Origin of the sequence: Arthrobacter sp. YA7-1, from assembly GCF_025960325.1 — a bacterium.
Taxonomy (GTDB): Bacteria; Actinomycetota; Actinomycetes; order Actinomycetales; family Micrococcaceae; genus Arthrobacter; species Arthrobacter bambusae_A.
This window is the reverse complement of record NZ_CP110115.1, coordinates 46,075-65,877: the sequence shown is the minus strand read 5'-3', so window position 1 is coordinate 65,877 and position 19,803 is coordinate 46,075. Positions and strand designations below refer to the sequence as shown.

The window sequence follows — 19,803 nt, the reverse complement described above, 5'->3', positions numbered from 1 at the left end:
CAGGCCAGAAAGCCCGGTTCGCGGCGAACCTGGAAGCAATCCGCATCGTCCGGGAACTGGAGGAACAGCAGCGCCCGGCCACCGGGGCCGAGCAGCGTTCCCTGGCGCAGTGGTCCAGCTGGGGAGCGGTACCCCAGTTGTTCGACAAGGATGACTGGGCGGCCGAGCGCACGCAGCTGGCCGGGGTCCTGAGCGAGCGTGAGTACGCGGCCGCGTCGCGGACGACGATCAACGCCTACTACACCGACGCCGCGCTGGTGAAGGAGATCTGGTCCGCCGTGGAGCGGCTCGGCTTCACCGGGGGAGAGGTGCTGGAACCGGGGTCGGGGGCCGGGACGTTCATCGGCTTCGCCCCGGAAGGCGCCCGGATGACCGGTGTGGAGCTGGATCCGCTGACGGCCTCCATTTCCCGGAAGCTCTATCCGCACGCGAGCATCCGCAGCGAATCCTTTGCAGACACCCCGATCACGTCCCATTCCTTTGACCTTGCCGTCGGCAACGTCCCGTTCAGTAAGAACGCGCTCTACGACAAGACCCACAACGCCGACTCCCGGCACTCCATGCACAACCACTTCATCCTCAAAAGCCTGGCCGCCGTGAAGCCCGGCGGTTACGTCGCCGTGCTGACCTCCAGCTTCACCCTGGACGCCGCCAATCCGGCCTCGAGACGGGAGATGAGCGCCATGGCGGACCTGGTGGGCGCCGTGCGCCTGCCCACCGGCGCCCACCGCCGCGCCGCCGGCACCGAAGCGCTCACCGACCTGCTGCTGCTGCGCAAACGCGAGCCGGGCCGGGAGCCTGCCAATACGGACTGGGAAACCGTGGGGCCCGTCATCATCGCCGGCCGCAACGTTAAGATCAACAACTACTTTGACCTTAACCCGCAGAACGTCCTGGGAAAGATTACCGTTGGAAACGGCATGTACGGGGAGGAAACGGTCTCCGTGAAAGCGGATGACCTTACCGCGGTCCCGCAGCTGCTCGCACGACGGCTCGATGTCATCGTGACGGACGCGCTCGGGGCCGGCCTGGGCCACGCCCCTGCCGAGCCGGCTCCGGGGAAGACCCCCGCGGCGCTACTGTCGGAGCCCGGACTGGAATGGGATGGCACCCTCACCGCCGGGCCTGACGGAACCTTCATGGTGGCACGGGCAGGGGAACAGGTCCCCTTCCCGGTCCCCAAAGCACACGCGGCCGAACTGCATGCTTTGTTGGGGCTGCGGGACGGGGCACGGTCCCTGTTGGAGATGGAGGCTTCCGACAGCGAAGACACCCCGGAACTGTCCGCCCAACGAACGGCCCTGGCTGAGAAGTACACGGCCTATGCCGCCAAGTACGGACCCTTGAACCGCTTCACTGAGACGGTCCGTACGGACAAGGAATCCGGCGAGGAGATCATCGCCCGCCGTGCAGCACCGGCCGTGCGGATCCTGCGCCAGACGGACCCCTTCGGTGCCCTGCCGCCGGCTCTGGAGAACTTCAACGAGGAAACCCAGACGGCGACACCGGCGGCACTGCTTCGGCACCGCCAGGTGGTGGCCCGCAAACCGCTGATGGGCGCGGACACCGTTGACGAAGCGTTGGCCATCGCCCTGGACACTTATGGCGCCCCGGAACTGGAGAAGATCGCGGAGCTGCTGGGCGTGACGGAGGAGGAGGCCCGCGACCGGCTGGGCACGCTCGTGTTCGATGACCCGGAAACGGGCAAGCTCGTCACGGCACCGGAATACCTGTCCGGGAACGTGCGGACCAAGCTCGACGCTGCCCGGGCCGCCGCGGCAGGGGAGGCACGCTGGAGCGTTAACGTCACCGCCCTGGAGGAAGTCCAGCCGCCGCGGGTCGGCATGGAAGACGTCGAGGCGCGCCTGGGCGCGGTCTGGATTTCCCCCGAGGAGCACCAGCAATTCGTGAAGGACATTCTGGCCGACCCTACCGCCAGCGTGAGCAGCGTCGGCGCCGGCATCTGGCGGGTCAAAGCCAACCGGGGAACGGTGCGTTCCACGAATGAGTGGGGGACAGCCCGAAGGCCTGCCCCGGACCTGCTGCAAAGCATCCTGGAACAAAAGAGCATCCAGGTTGAGGACAAGGACGAGGACGGCAAATCCGTCGCCAATCTCGAAGAAACCGAAGCAGCCCAGGAAAAGGCCGAAGCCCTGCAGGAGCGTTTCGCCGAGTGGGTCTGGGAAGACCCCGAACGTGCCGGCCGGCTCCTTGATGAGTACAACCGGCGCTTCAACTCCCTGGCCCTGCGCGATTACACGAAGGAAGGGCACCGGCTGAGCCTGCCGGGGTTGGCGAAGTCCTTCACCCCGCACCCGCACCAGCGCACCGCCGTCGCCCGGATCATCTCCGAACCGGCCGTGGGCCTCTTTCACGAGGTCGGGGCCGGGAAGACCGCCGAGATGGTGATGGGCGCGATGGAACTCAAACGCCTGGGCATGGCCTCCAAGCCCATGGTGGTCGTCCCGAACCACATGCTGGAGCAGTTCACCCGCGAATGGCTTGAACTGTACCCGCAGGCGCGTCTGCTCTCGGCAGGGTCCGATGACATCAAGACCAGGAGCGGGGATGTGGCCGCGCGCCGGCAGTTCGTCGCCCGCGCCGCGGCGAATGACTGGGATGGGATCATCATGACCCAGCAGGCCTTCAAGAGCATCGGTGTGAAGGCAGAGACCATTGAGGCCTATCAGGAAGCGCTCATCGCCGATGTCCGGCAGACCATCGTCAACGCCCAGGCCGAGGGCGAAGACCGGACCACGGTGAAGAAACTGGAGACCAAGCTCCAGGCCGAAGAAGAGCGCATGAAGCGCCTCATGGACACCGCCCCGGACCCGGGACTGACGTTCGAGGACACTGGTGTGGATTACCTGTTCGTGGACGAAGCCCACGATTATAAGAACCTGCGCACAGTCACCAACATCAAGGGCGCCGAAATCGCCGGCTCCATCCGGGCCACGGACATGCACTTGAAGCTCGAATACCTTCGCCGCGTCCATGGTGAGCGCGTCGTCACGATGGCGACCGGCACGCCGATCGCCAACTCCATCACCGAAGCCCACGTGATGCAGCGCTACCTGCGCCCGGACCTGCTCCACGCCGCGGGGGTGGAGAACTTCGATGTCTGGGGCGCGACGTTCGGGGAAACGGTCACCGCCATCGAGATGGACGCCGGAGGCCGGCTGAAGAACAAACCGCGCTTCGCGAAGTTCAAGAACGTCCCCGAAATGCTGCGGTCCTTCCATGTCTTCGCTGATGTGAAGCTTTCCGAGGACCTGAACCTGAAAACCCCGGACCTGGCCCGCCGGCCCGAGGACGGGGAGCGGCAACCGGAGCTGGTGCTGATTGCGCAGCCGCCGGAGCTTGCCGAGTACATGAAGGGCCTCGCGGACCGGCTGGACTCCCTGTCCGGATGGGCGGAGAAGGGCGCGGACAATGCCCTGAGCGTTTACAACGACGGCCGGAAAGCGGCCCTGGATCTGCGCATGGTCGGCATCGAACCCGAATCCGGGACCAAGCTGGATGCGGTTGTCGCCAAGACCCTGGCGGTCTGGGAAGAGAACCGGGAGAACGAGTATGACACCGGCTTCCGGTCCGGCATCCCCTCGGCGAACAAGGGGGCGCTGCAGATCATCTTCTGTGACCTGAGCACGCCGTCGAAGAACACCGGGCCCGACGGGAAGCCGGTCTGGACGGCCTACCAGCAGCTCAAGGACCAGCTGGTGGCCGGCGGGATCCAGGCGGAGCAGATCCGGTTCATCCAGGACTCGCCCAAGCCCGAGCAGAAAGCCCGGCTCTTTGCCCAATGCCGCTCCGGGGAGGTGGCCGTGCTGATCGGTTCCACGGCCATGATGGGGACCGGCACGAACGTCCAGCTCCGCGCCAAAGCGATCCACCACGTCACCTGCCCGTGGCGGCCGGCTGACCTGACCCAGCGCGACGGGCGCATCATCCGGCAGGGCAACGCCAACGCCGAGGTCCACAACTTCCAGTACGCCACGGTCGGCAGTTACGACAGCGCCGCGTGGGACGGGATCCAGCGCAAGGCGACCATGATCCAGCAGGTCCTTCGCGGGCGCCTGGATATCCGCGAGATCGAGGACGTCGGAGACCTGGCCCTGAACGCGGCGCAGATCAAAGCCGCGACCTCCGGGAACCCGCTGGTGATGGAGAAGATCGAGGCCGACGCCGCACGGACCAAACTCGAACGCCTCAAACGCGCCCACGAGAAGGGACAGAGCACCCTGGCCTGGACCAGGGGCGCCGCCGAAACCAGCATCACCAAAGCCGAAAGCAAGTTACCCGCCGTGCAGGCCGCGCTGCCGCGCATCATCCCGACGGCGGGGGAGGCCTTTGCTGCGAGCATCGATGGCAGGAACTACACGAAACGCGCGGAGGCCGTGGCCGCCATCTCGGAATGGGTCCGTGCGCACACGCCGGAATACGGCAACTACTACCGCCAGAACCAGGACTACGGGACCATGGTTTCCCTGGGCGGCCACGAGCTGCAGGTCCGCAACGCGGCCGAGGACTCGAGGCTCGGCTCCTACCAGGATCTCGCGATCACCCTCAAGGACGTGCCGGCGCCTGCGCTGGTCTTCACCCGCATGGAGCTGCTGGAAGGAAGCGCCGGCATCATCACCCGACTGGAGAACAAAGTGTCCGGGCTGCCCGACTACGAGGCCCAGTTGCGCCAGACCATTACCGAAAAGCAGGCGGTGCTGGCAGACGTCGAGAGCCAGGCCGGCAAGCCGTTCAAATACGAAGACAAACTCATCGCAGCGCGCGTGAGGTGCGCGGAGCTGGAGGGGAAACTCCAGGCATCCATCGACCCACCCAAACCACCACCATCGGCAGAGGTTTCAGTGACGGAGGTGGAGGTTGACCCGGCCCTGGCACGGCTGCGCAGACTGCAGGCCGCCAGCTTCCCTGCGGCTCCGAAAAACACGCACCCGCAACACACCCACCCCACGCCGCAAGGACGCACCGGAGCCGCCCCCGGCCACTCACGTGAGGGTGGTTTCGAGCGCTAATGGGTGAGTTGCCGGAAGCGCCGGCAAGCTCAGGGCAAGAACATGTGCACCACCTCCGCCACTGCCTCGATGGCACGGGCGCAGGCTTCGCCGTTGTCGTACCACTCGTGTCCCTTCATAAAGAGGGTGCATGCCGTGTAGAACCTGAGGGCGAAAGAGTCCTTCATAGGGCTGACGGCGAACCGCATGAATATGACAGTTTGATTCAGGACCGGTATGACGGCTTGAATCAGGACCACTCCACGACTCGCCGGTTGGTTGTGACGGTCTGAATCAGGACCACCCTCAGTGTTGCTTTCATCTGTTGAAAGCAACGTTTGGAGGTCCGGATGAGGGTGCGCTTGGAGTTGTTTGCCAGGATCCGCAGAGATGCCCGTGTTGAGGGGTTATCGATCCGTGGTCTGGCAAAGAGGTATCAGGTTAGTAGGGACACGGTCCGGCAGGCATTGTCGGATCCCGTCCCTCCGGCGCGGAAGACGCCCGAGAGGTCGTCGCCCCGGCTGGATCCGTTCAAACCGGCGATTGATGCGATGTTGGTTGAGGACACGACGGCGCCGCGGAAGCAACGCCATACTGCCCGGAGGATTCTTGCCCGGCTCATTGAGGAGCACGGTGCGGAGGAGCTGTCGTATTCGACGGTGCGGGATTATGTCCGGGTCCGCCGGGCGCAGATCGATGTCGAGGCCGGCCGCCGGGTTGAGGTGTTCGTCCCGCAAGAACACGCCCCGGGCGCGGAGGCGGAAGTGGACTTCGGCGAGGTCTGGATCGTGTTGAACGGGATGAAGACGAAGTGCCACATGTTCATCTTCCGGTTGTCCCATTCCGGCAAGGCCATCCACCGGATTTACCCCACGCAGGCTCAGGAAGCATTTCTTGAAGGCCATGTCGAGGCGTTCAACGAGATCGGCGGCGTGCCGGTCAAACACATCCGCTATGACAACCTCACCCGTGCCGTCCGGGCCGTGGTGTTCGGGCAGGGCCGGAACCGCATCGAGAACGACCGGTGGGTGTTGTTCCGCTCGTTCTATGGTTTTGATTCTTTTTATTGCCAGCCAGGGATTGCCGGGGCTCACGAGAAAGGCGGGGTCGAAGGGGAAGTGGGCTGGTTCCGCCGCAACCGGCTGTCCCCGATGCCCGTCGTGAAGTCCCTCGAGGAGCTCAACGACCGGATCCGGGATTGGGAGGTCCAAGACGATCAGCGGCGGATCAATGACCGGATCCGCACCATCGGTCAGGACCTCGCCGCCGAGCGCCCGTTCCTGGCACCGTTGCCTGCCGATGAGTTCGATCCCGGTCTGTTGCTGAACCCGAGAGTGGACCGGTCCTCGATGATCACGGTGCGGATGGTGAAGTACTCGGTCCCGGCACGGTTCATCGGTAGAAGAGTCAGGGTGTCCCTGCGGGCATCGGAGCTTGTGGTGTTCGACGGCCGCGCGGTGGCGGCCAGGCATCAGCGGATCGTTGCCAAGGGCGCGCAGTCGGTCCAGCTGGACCATTACCTGGAGGTCCTCAAGACCAAGCCCGGCGCTTTGCCTGGTTCCACCGCTTTGGCCAGGGCGCGGGAGTCCGGGGCGTTCACCAGCGCCCATGAAGCTTTCTGGTCTGCCTCGCGCCGGGTCAACGGCGACGCCGAGGGGACCCGTGAACTGATCGACGTCCTGCTGCTCCATCGTTCGATGGACGCGGTAGACATCGAGGCAGGGATTACCGCGGCGTTGGGCGTGGGTGCGGTCAGCGCCGACGTCGTCGCGGTCGAAGCCCGCAGACACGCGGCCGGTTTCGCCGCCGAGGGTGGGTCCGGTTCGGACCGTCATCGTGGTGCTCATGCTGAAGTGAAAGTGCAACGAGTTGTCAGCCTGACCCAGCGCCGGCTGATGGACCCCGCAGCGGTCATCGCCGGGCTGCCCCGTGATACCCGTCCGCTGCCGTCGGTCAGCGCCTATGACGAGCTGCTGGCCAAACGCGCCGAACACCCTGCAGGAACCGAGTCGAAGGAAAACATCTCATGAGTCCCACCGCACCGGCCGCCACCATCACCCCGACCCTGCGCCGGCGGCGCGGCCTGACTGAACAGGCCGCGGTCGCCGCCGTGGACCAGGCCTGCCGCAGACTGCGACTGCCCACCGTCCGGGCGGTCCTGGACGAGGCTCTCACCGTCGCCGGGAAGGAACAGCTCTCCTACCAGGGTTTCCTGGCCGAACTACTGTTGGCGGAGTGCGATGACCGGGACCGGCGCTCCTCCATCCGCCGGGTCAAAGCCGCGAACTTTCCACGGGACAAGTGGCTGGGGGACTTCGATTTCGACGCGAACCCGAACATCAATCCCGCCACGATCCACACCCTCGCGACCGGGGACTGGATCCGCAAAGGCGCACCCCTGTGCCTGATCGGGGACTCCGGAACGGGTAAATCCCACCTGCTCATCGGGCTCGGAACCGCGGCAGCGGAACAGGGCTACCGGGTCAAATACACCCTCGCGACCCGGCTCGTGAACGAACTCGTCGAAGCCGCCGACGAGAAAGTTCTGGCCAAGACCATCGCCCGCTACGGGCGCGTTGATCTCCTGTGTATTGACGAACTGGGCTATATGGAACTGGACCGCCGCGGGGCCGAACTCCTCTTCCAGGTCCTCACCGAACGCGAAGAGAAGAACTCCATTGCGATCGCGTCCAACGAGTCTTTCTCCGGGTGGACCAAGACCTTCAGCGACCCGCGCCTGTGCGCCGCGATCGTGGACCGCCTGACCTTCAACGGCACCATCATTGAAACCGGAACCGACTCCTACCGCCTCGCCCACACCATCGCCCAACAAACCGGACGATAAAAGGATCTCCTGCTGGTTGGGCGTGCTCTATCGCAGAAATACGGACAGCACGATCAGTAGGAAGGTGGCGCCGAGGAGCGCAAAGAGGAGGGCCAGTCCCTTGCCGGCGAGTCCGGCACCATCGTCAACCCATTTGGGCAGGCTTCGAAAGAAAATGAAGAAAACGCCTGCGAAGCAGACGAGGGCGCCGGAGAAGGTGAGCAGGGACGGGGGGCCCATGTGGCCTGCAGATGCAACGACGACAAAGCCAACGGCCAGGATTCCCCAGCATATGAAAATCATTACTCTCATGACGTTGGCAAACTGAGCACGGGCGGGTTGCCTGGGATCCGGGGTCGGCATCATGGGCTGAGCGTATGTGTTTCCCCGAACAATTGGAACGCACATGATAAGCACTGTCGACTGCTTCCCTCTAAAACGTCCTGGATGGTCTTGGTTCGGGGCGTCTCTGTGGCCCTGAATCAGGTTGACATACTCACCGCAGCCGGGAATATATGACGCAAGGATTGAATGTCTTCACGCTTTGCTCTATGCGCCCATTTCGCCGACGGGCCTTTCGCAAGAGACGCTGGAGTCGGGGCATCGGCGATCAAGCGCTGGAGGACGGAGGAAGGCACCCCGGACGGCATCAGTCCCGTAGGGGATTGCTCCTACTGTGTGGGCTGCTTAGGAGTTTTCGGACAGCGGATTAGTGGTTTTTCTACGCTGCCGTGGCCGGCTGCTGGTAACTATAGTGGACTTCATTCGGCCGCTGGTAGTTGAGCGCTGAGTGGCGTCTGCGGCTGTTGTAGAAGCCCTCGATGTAGCGGATTATGTCCTTGCGGGCGCGTTCCTTCGTGGCGTACGTCGTGCGGTACACCCGCTCGTTTTTCAGAGCCGAGAAGAAAGTCTCGGCCTGGCTGTTGTCCCAGCAGATCCCGGTTTTCCCCATGGATGAACGCATGCCCAGCCCGGTGACCAGGGCCCGGAAAGAGGCCGAGGTATAAACACTTCCGCGGTCCGAATGCCAGATCGCGTTGGGCTCGATTCGTGTCGTTGCGGCGGCATTGGACAGGGCCCGTTCTACGAGCTCGGAGCGCATGTGGTCCTCGATCGCCCATCCGACGACCTTCTTCGAATAGCAGTCGATGACGGTAGCCAGGTAGATGAACCCCTGCCACGTGTGCACATACGTGATGTCCCCGACGAACTTGATGCCGGGACGAGCAGCGGTGAAATCGCGCTTCACCAGATCCGGCATGGCCCCGGCCGCTTCGGCGTCGGCGACCGTTGTAGTCCTGAAGGGCCGTGGCTGGCACGGTATCAGGGCCTCTTGCCGCATGATCTGGCGCACCAGTTCCGGGGAACACTCGATGCCCTCACCGGCCAGGTCCGCGTGGATCCGGCGGTATCCGTAGGTTCCGTCCGATTCGTTGAAGAAATGCCGCACACGGGCGGCCAGTGCCTGTCTGCGGGCCGCGGTGGCCGAGACCGGGCGGGATCGCCAGTGGTAGAACCCCGAGCGGGAGACCTCCAGCCACTGGCACATTTTCAGCACTGCCGGCGCTTTCGGCGTTGCCGCGTAGGAGTCGATGAATTCATACTTCGCCACTACCGTGGCTCCCTTGCGAAGTATGCGGCCGCTTTTTTTAGGAACGCGGCTTCCGCTTTCAGTTCCTGGTTTTCACGTTCCAGTTCCTTGAGCCGGGCACGTTCGGAAACGTTCAGCTCCGGCTCCGTTTCGGTTCCGCCATACGTTTCCTTGTACTTCTTCAGCCAATTACGCAGCGTCTCGGCACCCACGCCGTATTCGGTGGCGACCGTCTTGATCGGTTTGGACGAGTCGATGACTTCGCGGCACAGTTCATCCTTGAATTCCTGACTGAACCTGCGACGGGTTGATGACATTCTGGTGATTCCTCATTCCGGTAATCCCCATCATTTCATGGGGTACCGTGTCCGAAATCTCCAGAGCAGCCCAGTGGTCCTGTTTCGAGGACCGAAGGAGTGTGTCGGACGGGGACAAAGACCGAGGCCCGCACCTCGTCGGTGCGGGCCTCGGGTACCGGTCCATTGGGTAGTGAAACAGGAACTAGTTCCTGTTTGGGTGAGGTCGATGGTCGGAGGTTGTGCATGTCTGCCGGTCCCGTTGGTGCCGGGCCGGCCATTGGTGCCCTGGCGGTTGTGTGTAACCGGTCAGGTGGGTCCCGTCGACCACGGTAATGACGGGGTTGGTCTTGAACCGGTGTGACTCGTCGTCCATTTGGCGCGTTCGTCGGGGTGCTGTCCTGCACATGTCGTGTCCGCTGGTTCAAGTCCTTTCGGGTTGGCCTGGGCGGTCCTGATAAGTCAGGAGCTTGAGCATGATCCCCTTACCGTGTTGTCTGCCCGTCTGGGTCACGTGATTCTCAACTCGTCAGGGAAAGCCTGCCGGATATCGAAGAAGTGCGCGTCATCGCTGAGTACCGGCGATGGCTGGAAGAACAAGCGCGGCCGGCTACTGCATAGGAAGGCGACGCCGGAGGTCCTCGATGGCCCAGGAGAGGATAATGAGTTCGAGAGTATCCCACTCACTTAGGCCGTGCAGGTAGGCGTCGAACTCGAATTGATCAGCGTTTCCGCCGTTGGCCCAGTACTGCAGCCATAGGTCCCCAAGCCGGCTGGGGTCCTGCGCCGTCATGGTCCGGGCGACTAGTCTGGGATCTTTCATTGCGTGCTCATTAGTGGCGGCTCGCCGTGTTAGGGCGACGCCCAACTGCCCGAGACACCACCCACGATTCCAGCTATTGCAGTTGGTCACAACCCCGCCTGGGGACGATATAGGTTATCCCTCGCTGAAAAATGGGAGCTATTCCAGACCCGGCCTCGGTCCCTAGGGGACCAGCGGCGTCTGGGGGTAGTGGAGAGTCCTTGCCAGGAACCGGGATTCTCTCCCGCCGCTGGTCCCGTCTGACAGCCGGACACCAGTTCCGGCCGGTCCGCCCAAAACCATGTTCTTGTCACGAGTTAATCTCGTTCCGCTGCCCCGCGCACGAGTGGTGTGTACTTAACTTTTCGGCGCTCAAGGTGCCTTTGAGCTGTCCATGGCTGGGGTCAATTCGGGTTATCCACGGCTGAAATTTTGGGAGCCGTTCGGGTAGCTCCCTCGGCAGCGGTAGCTGTGGATAACCCATGAGGAATTGTCCCCGGTTGTGGGCAGCGGAAACAGAGCTGCCACGGACGAACGTCTCAGGTTTGAGAACTATAGGAGCGTCAGGTGAACGGGAAAAGCCCGGAGGAAGTAGCTTTTGCCGTGCCCCTGTGGACGACGGTTTGCTACTGCGAAGCGCCGGTCACGGAGGCCGGTTCCTGGGCGGCTTTCCGGGTGCGGGGGCGGCCGCCGGCTTTCTTTGTCGGGGCGTCCAGGCCGAAGCTGCGCAGGTCGGAGTCGGTCCAGTCGGCGCGAAGGGCGGCCTGGTAGTCCTTGGCGTACTTTTGTTCGGCGGCTGCCAGCAGCTGGGCTGCTTCGGCGAGTTCGACGCCGCTGGCGGCGGCGGTTTTCACTGCGTTGACTTTGACGTCGCGGGCGGCGTCGATTTTTGCGGCGGCTTTGGCGGCGATGTCGTTGATGTCCATGCACCGACTCTAACCGTTCCGCTACATTCAGGCCGGGAGGGGTTTTCGGTGGGTCGCACCCCGGTTCAAAAAACGCTCAAACCCAGCCGTTCGGAGCAAGCTATACATTTACACGGGTGTAAATGGCGTGTCCTGCCCGGCTCCTGCGTCGCGGTTTGGCACACTTGCTTGTGGGTCCCCGTTTGGGGTCGCTGCGCTGGGCCTTGGAAGTGGGGGATTGGGATGTCGGATGAGGGGAACGCTCACCGTTTCAATCTGGCGCGCCGACGCCGGGAGAACACTCCCGCCGGCACCAAGAAGCGCCGTGACCTGTGGGTCACTGTTGAAGAGGAAGCCGCGCTTGTCGCGAGGGCTGAGCGGGAGAAGGTCACCGTCCCGAACCTGCTGATCACGTCGGCATTGTCCGAGACCCAGGAGACGACAACGGAACGGCGTGCCGCCATCGCTGAACTGATGTCTCTGCACAATCTGCTGGCCCGTTCCTCGAACAACATCAACCAGCTCGCACGGCAGGCGAACGCCACGAGCGAGTTCCCCGCTGAGGCACGCGAAGCACTGAAGCATCTCCGGTCAGTTGCGATGCGCATTGACCGCACCATTGAGGGGCTGATGTAGGAATGATCCCGAACATCACCCGCGGTTCGCGCATGGGCGGGCTCATGGTTTACCTGGCCTCGACGGACGCCAACAAGACGAAGAACGTACACAGCGATCCGCACCTGGTAGCAGGCGATGCTGCGATCATGGCGTGGTACGACGACGGTGTTCTGGACCGTGACGATGCGCTGGCGATTGCCAAGCATCTGGACCAGCCGCGCAGGGCATATGACGTCTCGGTGCAGATCAAGGACATGCAGTGGGACGCGGCCAAGAAGGAGCGCGTGCACGTCGGTTACAAGGACGCCAGCGTGTGGCACTGCTCGTTGAGCCTGCGCGCAGAAGAGGGCGCGCTGACGGATCAGCAGTGGGGCGATATTGCCAACGACTTCGTGGATGCCATGGGCTTCACCGAAACCAGCGGAAAGGCCCGCTGCCGGTGGGTTGCGATCAACCACGGCACGTCCGAGAACGGCAACCACCACATCCACGTCGCCGTTTCCCTGGTCCGCGAAGACGGAACCAAGGCATCCACGCACGGCGACTACAAGAAGGCGCAGGAATCGTGCCGTGAGCTGGAGGTCAAGTACGGCCTCGAACAGCTCTCCACGGTGCACGCCACCCGTGGCTACGACCGGGCAGAGAAAGCCACGGCCGTCCGGGACGAACGCGAAATGCACCGCTCCTCCTTGGCACGGAAAGTCCGCGCCAGCGCCAGCGCCTCTGCAACAGAAGGTGAGTTCGTCCGCCGGGCCCGCGACACCGGCCTCTTGGTGCGACCGCGCTACGCGAAGAACACCACCGACGTCATCGTCGGCTACTCCGTCGCCGAACGCCCCGCCCGGGGTGAACGTCCGATCTGGTTCGGAGGCGGGACCCTGGCCTCCGATCTGAAGCTCGGTGCTCTCCGGGATGAATGGCCCGACACCCCGCACCTGGCCACGGAAGCGGCCGCGGAATGGAACGCAGCTGCCCGCAACAGGCGCACGGTGTCCAGGACCGGCCCTGAGAACGCAACACCACCGGGCGAAGTATGGGTGGAATACACCCGCAACGCGACCGCCCTGGCTGACCAGCTGCGGACCATTCCGCGGGATGATCACGCGACCTGGGCGAAAGCAGCGAGGGAAGTATCAGGGGCGTTCGCGGCATGGTCGTACCGTCTGGAACCGACGCCTGGTCCGCTGGCGGCCACCGCCGCTGAACTGTCCCGCACCGCTCAGCTGCGCGCACCCCGCCAGCACGGCAAGCCTGTCGCTCTCCCATCGATCGCGGGTACTGCGATGTTGTTCATGGCCGCGTCGAGCAAGAACAAGACGGCCGCGCAAACGGCCCTCATGGTGCAGCTGATCAACACCGCCTTCGCCGTGTATGAAATGCACGCCCAGTCCGGGCGGACCCGGGAGGCCCAGCGCATCCGGTCCGTGGTCGAGGAGCAGCTGGCCCCGTTCACCGCGACCATGCCCAAGCCCGTTCTGGTGGGTGCGGAACAGCAGCCGTCCCGGGACGCGGCAGTGGCGCCCCGGGCGATCGATATCGCCCGCCGAGGAATGACACCCATCCGCCCCGGGTCAGCGGTGCCGACGACGCCCACGCCGGCGACACCGGCGAAAACCTCCCAGACCGTCCGACGCGACTCCGGCCCGGCCTTCGACCGATAACCACCACCACTAACACCAACTGCAAGGGGGACAGCATGAGTGAATCAGATGGAATGGATGACGTCCTGGACGGCGGTCTGCGGCAGTCGCTGATGATCGCCTCACGCATTGCCGAGACACTGGCACGCCGACGCCAGGAATCCCAGCGGCAACAGGAACACCAGGACACCCAGGCAGCGCACGAAGCCCGGGCACGCCTCGCCGCCGAACGCAGTGCAGCCCGCGCGGCGCTGGCACCCGTAGAAAAAGAGCAATGGTGGGACAAGGCACAGCCGGGCGATATCGCCACCGCGCACGCCGTAGCCGAGGGTTGGAAGGACCACGACCCGACAGCCCTGGCAGCGTCGGAAAAAATCCGCGCCGAGGTTCTGGCTCGGTATGGCATCGACACAAATGACGTCGGCTCTGAAGCCGCGTATCTGGAGTCAGGGATCGAGACCATCGCGACCTGGAAGGCGCGGTTGGATGCGATGGCCCGCAGTCAGGAGGCCCAGCGCAAGGCGGCCGCCGACCAGGAGAAGGCCATGGGCCTTCTCGTGGCTGCCCGGGCGGAAGAACTCCGCGCCCAGGCCGGGAAGCTGGCACCGGAAATGGAACGCCACCAGGTTCCCGTCGAGTACCTCGCCAACCCCGAACTGGCACAGGCATTGCAGCGGGCTCACAACGCTAAAACCCCCAAGGCAACTGCGGCGGCCGACGCTGAAATCAGGGAGCGCCTGTTTCTCATCGGCAACGACGGCGTCAATGGCCCCGACCTTGACCAACTGCGGAAAGAGACCACGACGAACGTCAACGGTGCCGGCGACTCCCATTTCAAGGACCCCGAGTTCGTGAAAGCAGCCAAGGACATGCACGAAGCAAAGCTTCTGGCCGAAGGCGGATTCCAAGGCTCCCCATGGATGACCGTGGAACAGCGGTACGAACGTGCCGAGAAAGAGCTCTTTGCCCGCATGGAAGGCGGCGGGCGAGAGATCGAAAACCGCGTCACCGGCAACGACAGCAGCCGGCTCAAAGACCAGGGCCTGAAAGCGGAGAGCACGTCGGCCGCGGGCTACGGCTCGGCCGAACACCACGAAAAGTTTGCCGAGACCCTGACAAATACCGGCGCCAGCGAAACTCAGATTCGGGGCCGCCTCGCCGCGGCCCGCAGTGAGGGCACACACCCCAGCGCCGCGGTGACCATGGGCAAGGGCGCAGCCAAAGCCCGGAAGTCCCGCACCGGGGCAGCAGTAGGGGCTGAACGAGGTAAGAACGGCCTCAGCCGGTAGGCACAGCGCAACCGTGTAACGGGGGGCTGCCATCAGGCAGCTCCTGTGGGGGAGTTGCACTATCTAGCTGGCGGCGTATTGCTCTGGCACTGGGTAACGGGGGGAATGTACCGGCCTGGTGCGCTGAATAGTCCCGCCCGAGGTCCTCTGGTCCGTTGACATGGGAACAACGGTGCATTGGTGTACGTTGCTGTTTCGTCAGAAAGAACACCGCAAAAACGTCAGAAATGAGAAGCACCCAAAGTGGCAACCGATTACGACGAAGTCCGTTCCGACGTCAAGGAATCACAGGACCGCTCCCTGGAGGCCCTGCAGTCTGCGAATGCCCCCGATGCCCGCAGCGTTGTCACTGAACTGGACGAAGCGGATGCCCTCGATGAGGGGCTGACACCCGGGGGAGAGATCGTCGCCGAGGAGCTCATCGTTCAGGTCATTCCCCAGGCCGCGGACGAGTTCACCTGCTATTCCTGTTTCCTTGTCCGGCACCGGTCCCAACTCGCACGCGAAAGCAACGGCCACTCGTACTGCAGCGAATGCGAAGGGTAGGGCATCCATTTCCTTAAGGCGCAGTAGCCGGCGGTCCATCGCGGATTTTTTGCCCTGATGCTGGGAGTTGGTTGGTGCCGGTCAGTCTGCCTGGGCAGCCGTCGCTGCCGGGGCCGCGGCCTCAGGGGCGAGGATGCTCAGCCTGTAGTCGGACTGGGACGGATCGAGGCGGGCCGGCAGATGGTGGGACCTCGAACAGCCCGGAGTTCTTCCCACGCGTCGGGTTCGATCCGGGCCCGGGTCATATCAAGCTCCAGGGTCATGCCTTGGGTGAGCGAGTTGGCGCGCTTCATCACTGCGTACAGGCTGTGGACGCTTTTGGATGTCACGTGACCCTGCGCGGCAATCTGGGCCTTTGCGCAGTCAAGGTCCACCCCGACCAGCACCCGAAGCTTGTCTGTCACGAAAATTTTCTCCGCTCCATGTCGGGGGCCACGACGCTGTGGCACCCGGACAACCATAGACCAAATGTGATCCATGCAACACCGGCAGGGTCGGCGTATCCCATCGGGAGTGGGGTGCGAAAAGCAGCTTCGATCCGCGTTGAACGACGAACGAGTTCTGTCGGGACTCCGGGGACGCAGTGAAGTCACGCCGCGCAGCATCGGGTGAGCTTCGGGCCCGTCCCCGGACTACTTTATTGCAAAATACACCCTTTATTAGAGACCAATAAAGTGAAATAAATCTTGTAAGCTTCGTGACATGGACCCAGTGAACAACCCCTACACCCCGAACGCGGGTGCGACGCCGGAGATTGTCATCGGCCGTGACGATCTCCTTGAGGACTTCCGGATCCTCCTGCGCAGGCTCGACAAGGGCCGCACCAATCAATCCATGATCGTCACCGGCCTTCGCGGCGTGGGCAAAACCGTGTTGCTGGGGGAGTTCCGTCAGATAGCAGAAGAGTTCAAATGGAAGGTGCTGGAGCTCGAGGCCAGCAAACACGATGACGACCACTTCCGCAGGACTATCTACTCTCAGCTGCGGGCCGCGCTCTACCAGATTTCACCACGGGCCAAGTGGGGAGACAAAGCACGGAAGGCTGCCCAGGTCCTGCAGTCCTTCAGCCTCTCCATCGATCCTTCCTCGGGTATCCCGACCCTGTCACTCGATGTCGACGCCGCCGAAGGATTTGCCGATCACGGCAGTCTTACCCTGGACCTGACGGACGTCCTGGTTTCGATAGGCGAAGCCGCCAGGGAACACGGGACCGGCCTGGTGCTGCTGTTCGACGAGGTCCAGTTCCTGAGCCAAACACAACTCGAAGCCGTCATCCAGGCGATCCACAAATCGGTGCAGAGAAAACTCCCGGTGACCTTTGTCGGTGCGGGGCTGCCCCAGATCGCCGAGCTTGCCGGGGACGCAAAATCCTACGCCGAGCGGCTCTTCAAGTTCCCGAAACTCGGATCCCTGGATTTTGAAGATGCCAAGAAAGCACTGGCCGAGCCGGCGCACATCGAACATGTGCACTTCGAGGACGATGCACTTGTCCGCGCGTTCGACCTCACGGAAGGCTATCCATACTTCGTGCAGGAACTCGGCTACCAGGTGTGGGCAGTCGCGGACGGCGTCTCCATCACCTTGGAAGATGTTGAGGATGCAAAGGACGCCTACGAGGCAAAACTTGATTCCTCGTTCTTCCGCGTCCGGCTCGACAGGGCCACCCAGCTGCAGATTGCCTACATGCGCGCCATGGCACAGCTGGGCCCCGACTCCCAAAAGGCCGCCGACGTCGCCGCCGTCATGGGACGCGAGTCCACCCAGCTGGCCCCGACACGATCCGAACTCATCAACATGGGCCTGCTCTATACGCCCGCCCACGGCTACGCGGGCTTCACGGTGCCACACTTTGACCGGTTCATGCTGCGAGCCGTCCCGCACCTGGACGTCCCCCCGGTACAAAAGAGGCGCACGAAACCCAAGAAATAAACTGCCCGTTCAGGCCCGGTCGAATACTGGCGCGACGTGATTCATCGAGCGGAAACAACAAGTCCCGCGGGAAACGAAACCCGCCGGGATTCACAAGATCCATCATGCTTCACCCCAACTGTGCATCCGCCAGAGGGAAAACCCTCGTCAGATTGGCATCTAAGAGTGGCGCCGAGGGCGTCCAGGAAACGGGTTTCGGACCCTTGTCAACTGCAACTTGAAACTGACCACTGGCTGCAGGTTGCTTTGACCATTCGCTGCAATGGGCTGACCGGTGGCGGCAAGTATTTTTGACCATGGTCAGGCGCCTGGATGCGCTGGGTGGTCGACGCCTGACCGGTCTTGCGGGTTAGGTCATGGGGCGGGTTCCTTTTGGCTCGAACGCGACCTCCCAAGGGACGAGGTCCTGACACTTGTGGACCGGGCCGCCGAAGTCGGATTCGGCCAACTTCGCGTGTTCCTGATGTGGCCCTGGATCCAGAGTCAGTCGCCGGACCATTGGGACTTTGAGCTCTTTGACAACGTCTTTGATGCCGCAGCCGGGCACGGGATCAAAATCAAGGCAACTCTTACAGCGAATTCAGGCCCGTGGTGGCTCGGTACGGGGTCGGCCCTTCACTCCCAGACGTTGACGCTGGACCCGGCTTTCCGCGGTGCGATGGAGGACTACATCTCGGCGTGCGTCGAGCGTTACTCCAGGCATCCTGCTCTCGGCCAATGGATCATTTGGAACGAGCCATGAATCCTCCGGACAATCCTTGGGGGGATGCCTTCGCTACGGATGAGCACCGCGCTCTTTGGCCTGGGGTTCTCAGAGAACAGTACGGTGATGACATTGCCGTCCTCAACAAGCGGTGGCGGAGCGGCTACCCCACTTTCGAGGAAGTGCCGCTGCCACATGATGTGCCGCACCCGGCGCACAGGAACATCCCATGGCGCTCCTTCGGTCCACTTTTGGACGTTTCGTGGGCCTGAGCTTGGGGGAGAGGCCCCCCCCATGGCGCATCTTTCCCCTGTGGAGTTCGGCTAACGCGGCTTGTAGACGTCGGAGCGATGTTCGATGCGGTGGACGTACAGGATGTGTTCTTCGATGTCCAGGGTGAACAGCACCCTGTAGTCGCCGCGCCGTGCGGTGCGGAGTCCGAGGAGTCCGTTCGTGAGGGGCTTGCTCAGCCGGTGGGGGTTCCTGGCCAGTGCGCCCGTCACGAATTCGACGATCGCTGCCGCGGCCTTCTCAGGCAGTCGCCGGAAGCCCCTCAGCGCCGGGCTGGTGACCTCAACGTTCCATGGCGATGGCCCGGTGGATTCCGCGCCGGTCACCGCGGCGGCAGCCCGAACTCACGGCGGAGGTCTGCGCCACTGGTCGTCTTACCGTCGACAATGTCGCGCCTCGCCTGGTCGAGGTCTTCGCGGATGCCGGGCTGTGAGAGCCAGTGGATGGTTTCCTGCAGGGATTCCAGGTCATCGGCGGACATCAGCACCGCTGACGGGTGCCCGTGCCGGGTGATCTGGATGATCTCGTGCGTCGTGTCTGCTTCCTCCACGAGGGCGGACAGCTTGTCCTTGGCTTCGCTGAGCGGTACCGTTCTCATACTGGAATTATAGCCTGATATCAGGCCACCAACTAGCCCGACGACTGGCAGCGGGACGTGTTGATGTGGGACGAGTTGAAACGCTCGAGGTTCTTCCGGGAGTTAGCTTGGGCTCTTCGGCTGGTTCTGCGCTGATGTGATGTCCAGGAAGTGCCCGGATCTTTTGAACTGCCAGATGGAAAAAGTGAAGAGCGCCGCGAAGAGTGCGGTCAGGACGGGCCAGATCCACGAAATACCCTCGAGGCCTTGGCGGACGTTGAGCAGCAACTGCGCTGCGCACATGAGTATGTATCCAGGCGCCAGCAGAAGCTGCAGGGCAAGAGCCTGTCTGGTCTGTGCAGCGATTCCTCGAACGGCGGGTAGGTGCTCAGGCCTGGGAGGAACTTTCCCGAATATCTGATCACTCACGTTCTTGCGTTCAGGCTTTTCCAACCAAATCGCTGCACTTTGTCGCTGGGGCTGCACCAGCGGGTTTACTCTTTTCCTGGCATAGACGAACCCACCTATGAAAGCTCCCAGCGACGCGGCGGAAACGCCAACACCAAGAGGTCCAATCCAATCGTCGAAGCCGATTTGAAGTGCAAGTGCAGACACGATGAAGCCAAGGCCGATCAGGAGCAAGGCTCCTACGGGGAACAAGACCAAGTAGTAGGTCCTCAATGCTCTCGCCATCCCGTGGTCGGTAATGCCTGTGGCTATTTTCTCGGCTTTCGCCCACCCGGCCTCGGCTTCCGAATCCTCATGACTCATTGTTGTCCCCCA

The 19,803-nt window shown here is 63.1% G+C and carries 17 protein-coding genes; 8 read left to right on the top strand and 9 right to left on the bottom strand.

The window, feature by feature from the left end:
• The first annotated feature begins 137 nt into the window (after positions 1-137).
• On the top strand, positions 138-5,030 hold the full coding sequence (locus tag OIT41_RS20105; protein WP_264638084.1) for a helicase-related protein: 4,893 nt from the start codon (positions 138-140) through the stop codon (positions 5,028-5,030).
• Positions 5,031-5,059: 29 nt separating this feature from the next.
• On the opposite strand, the gene OIT41_RS20100 is transcribed toward OIT41_RS20105, so the two are convergent.
• Positions 5,060-5,197 carry a hypothetical protein gene (locus OIT41_RS20100; RefSeq protein ID WP_264638083.1) on the bottom strand — a complete coding sequence of 46 codons (138 nt, stop codon included), beginning with the start codon at positions 5,195-5,197 and terminating at the stop codon, positions 5,060-5,062.
• Positions 5,198-5,359: 162 nt separating this feature from the next.
• On the opposite strand from OIT41_RS20100, the gene istA reads away from it, so the two are divergent.
• Positions 5,360-7,039, top strand: coding sequence for an IS21 family transposase (gene istA, locus OIT41_RS20095; RefSeq protein ID WP_264638082.1), 1,680 nt, complete (start codon positions 5,360-5,362; stop codon positions 7,037-7,039).
• Entirely contained in the window at positions 7,036-7,854 is an 819-nt protein-coding gene (gene istB, locus OIT41_RS20090; protein ID WP_241710052.1) for an IS21-like element helper ATPase IstB, read from the top strand. Before istA ends, istB begins: the two co-directional genes overlap by 4 nt.
• Before the next feature lie 27 nt (positions 7,855-7,881).
• Here istB and OIT41_RS20085 read toward each other — a convergent pair whose 3' ends face one another.
• From OIT41_RS20085 to OIT41_RS20070, 4 genes are all read right to left on the bottom strand, one after another.
• Positions 7,882-8,136: a hypothetical protein gene (locus OIT41_RS20085; protein ID WP_241710053.1), complete on the bottom strand. Its 255-nt coding sequence runs from the start codon at positions 8,134-8,136 to the stop codon at positions 7,882-7,884.
• A 418-nt stretch (positions 8,137-8,554) separates the two neighbouring features.
• Positions 8,555-9,741 (bottom strand): IS3 family transposase gene (locus OIT41_RS20080; protein WP_264638081.1). Its coding sequence is split into 2 segments (ribosomal slippage): positions 8,555-9,486 and positions 9,486-9,741, totalling 1,188 coding nucleotides; the frame shifts between segments, so codons are not numbered across the junction.
• Between the two features lie 589 nt (positions 9,742-10,330).
• Positions 10,331-10,543, bottom strand: a complete 213-nt coding sequence (locus OIT41_RS20075) for a hypothetical protein (RefSeq protein ID WP_241710788.1) — start codon at positions 10,541-10,543, stop codon at positions 10,331-10,333.
• A gap of 605 nt (positions 10,544-11,148) precedes the next feature.
• A complete protein-coding gene (locus OIT41_RS20070; protein WP_241710789.1) occupies positions 11,149-11,448 on the bottom strand; it encodes a hypothetical protein in 300 nt (99 codons plus the stop codon).
• A gap of 222 nt (positions 11,449-11,670) precedes the next feature.
• Between OIT41_RS20070 and mobC the strand changes: the two genes are divergently transcribed.
• The 4 genes from mobC to OIT41_RS20050 all read left to right on the top strand — a co-directional run bounded on the left by mobC (position 11,671) and on the right by OIT41_RS20050 (position 15,520).
• On the top strand, positions 11,671-12,063 hold the full coding sequence (gene mobC, locus OIT41_RS20065; RefSeq protein ID WP_241710790.1) for a plasmid mobilization relaxosome protein MobC: 393 nt from the start codon (positions 11,671-11,673) through the stop codon (positions 12,061-12,063).
• Between the two features lie 2 nt (positions 12,064-12,065).
• Positions 12,066-13,706 (top strand): relaxase/mobilization nuclease domain-containing protein, encoded by a 1,641-nt coding sequence (locus OIT41_RS20060; protein WP_241710791.1) that lies wholly within the window; start codon positions 12,066-12,068, stop codon positions 13,704-13,706.
• A 35-nt stretch (positions 13,707-13,741) separates the two neighbouring features.
• On the top strand, positions 13,742-14,974 hold the full coding sequence (locus OIT41_RS20055) for a hypothetical protein (protein WP_241710792.1): 1,233 nt from the start codon (positions 13,742-13,744) through the stop codon (positions 14,972-14,974).
• A 243-nt stretch (positions 14,975-15,217) separates the two neighbouring features.
• Positions 15,218-15,520, top strand: coding sequence for a DUF4193 domain-containing protein (locus tag OIT41_RS20050; RefSeq protein ID WP_241710793.1), 303 nt, complete (start codon positions 15,218-15,220; stop codon positions 15,518-15,520).
• Between the two features lie 137 nt (positions 15,521-15,657).
• Here the strand turns inward: OIT41_RS20050 and OIT41_RS20045 are convergent, their stop codons facing one another.
• Positions 15,658-15,924: a hypothetical protein gene (locus tag OIT41_RS20045; RefSeq protein ID WP_319801852.1), complete on the bottom strand. Its 267-nt coding sequence runs from the start codon at positions 15,922-15,924 to the stop codon at positions 15,658-15,660.
• Between the two features lie 298 nt (positions 15,925-16,222).
• Between OIT41_RS20045 and OIT41_RS20040 the strand changes: the two genes are divergently transcribed.
• Complete coding sequence (locus tag OIT41_RS20040) at positions 16,223-17,449, top strand: ATP-binding protein (protein ID WP_241710794.1); 1,227 nt, start codon at positions 16,223-16,225, stop codon at positions 17,447-17,449.
• 1,026 nt (positions 17,450-18,475) lie between these two features.
• On the opposite strand, the gene OIT41_RS20035 is transcribed toward OIT41_RS20040, so the two are convergent.
• The 3 genes from OIT41_RS20035 to OIT41_RS20025 form a co-directional block, all read right to left on the bottom strand.
• Positions 18,476-18,769, bottom strand: coding sequence for a type II toxin-antitoxin system RelE family toxin (locus OIT41_RS20035; protein ID WP_264638080.1), 294 nt, complete (start codon positions 18,767-18,769; stop codon positions 18,476-18,478).
• On the bottom strand, positions 18,766-19,041 hold the full coding sequence (locus OIT41_RS20030; RefSeq protein ID WP_241710795.1) for a type II toxin-antitoxin system Phd/YefM family antitoxin: 276 nt from the start codon (positions 19,039-19,041) through the stop codon (positions 18,766-18,768). Before OIT41_RS20030 ends, OIT41_RS20035 begins: the two co-directional genes overlap by 4 nt.
• Before the next feature lie 102 nt (positions 19,042-19,143).
• Entirely contained in the window at positions 19,144-19,791 is a 648-nt protein-coding gene (locus OIT41_RS20025; RefSeq protein ID WP_264636465.1) for a hypothetical protein, read from the bottom strand.
• Positions 19,792-19,803: the final 12 nt, after the last annotated feature.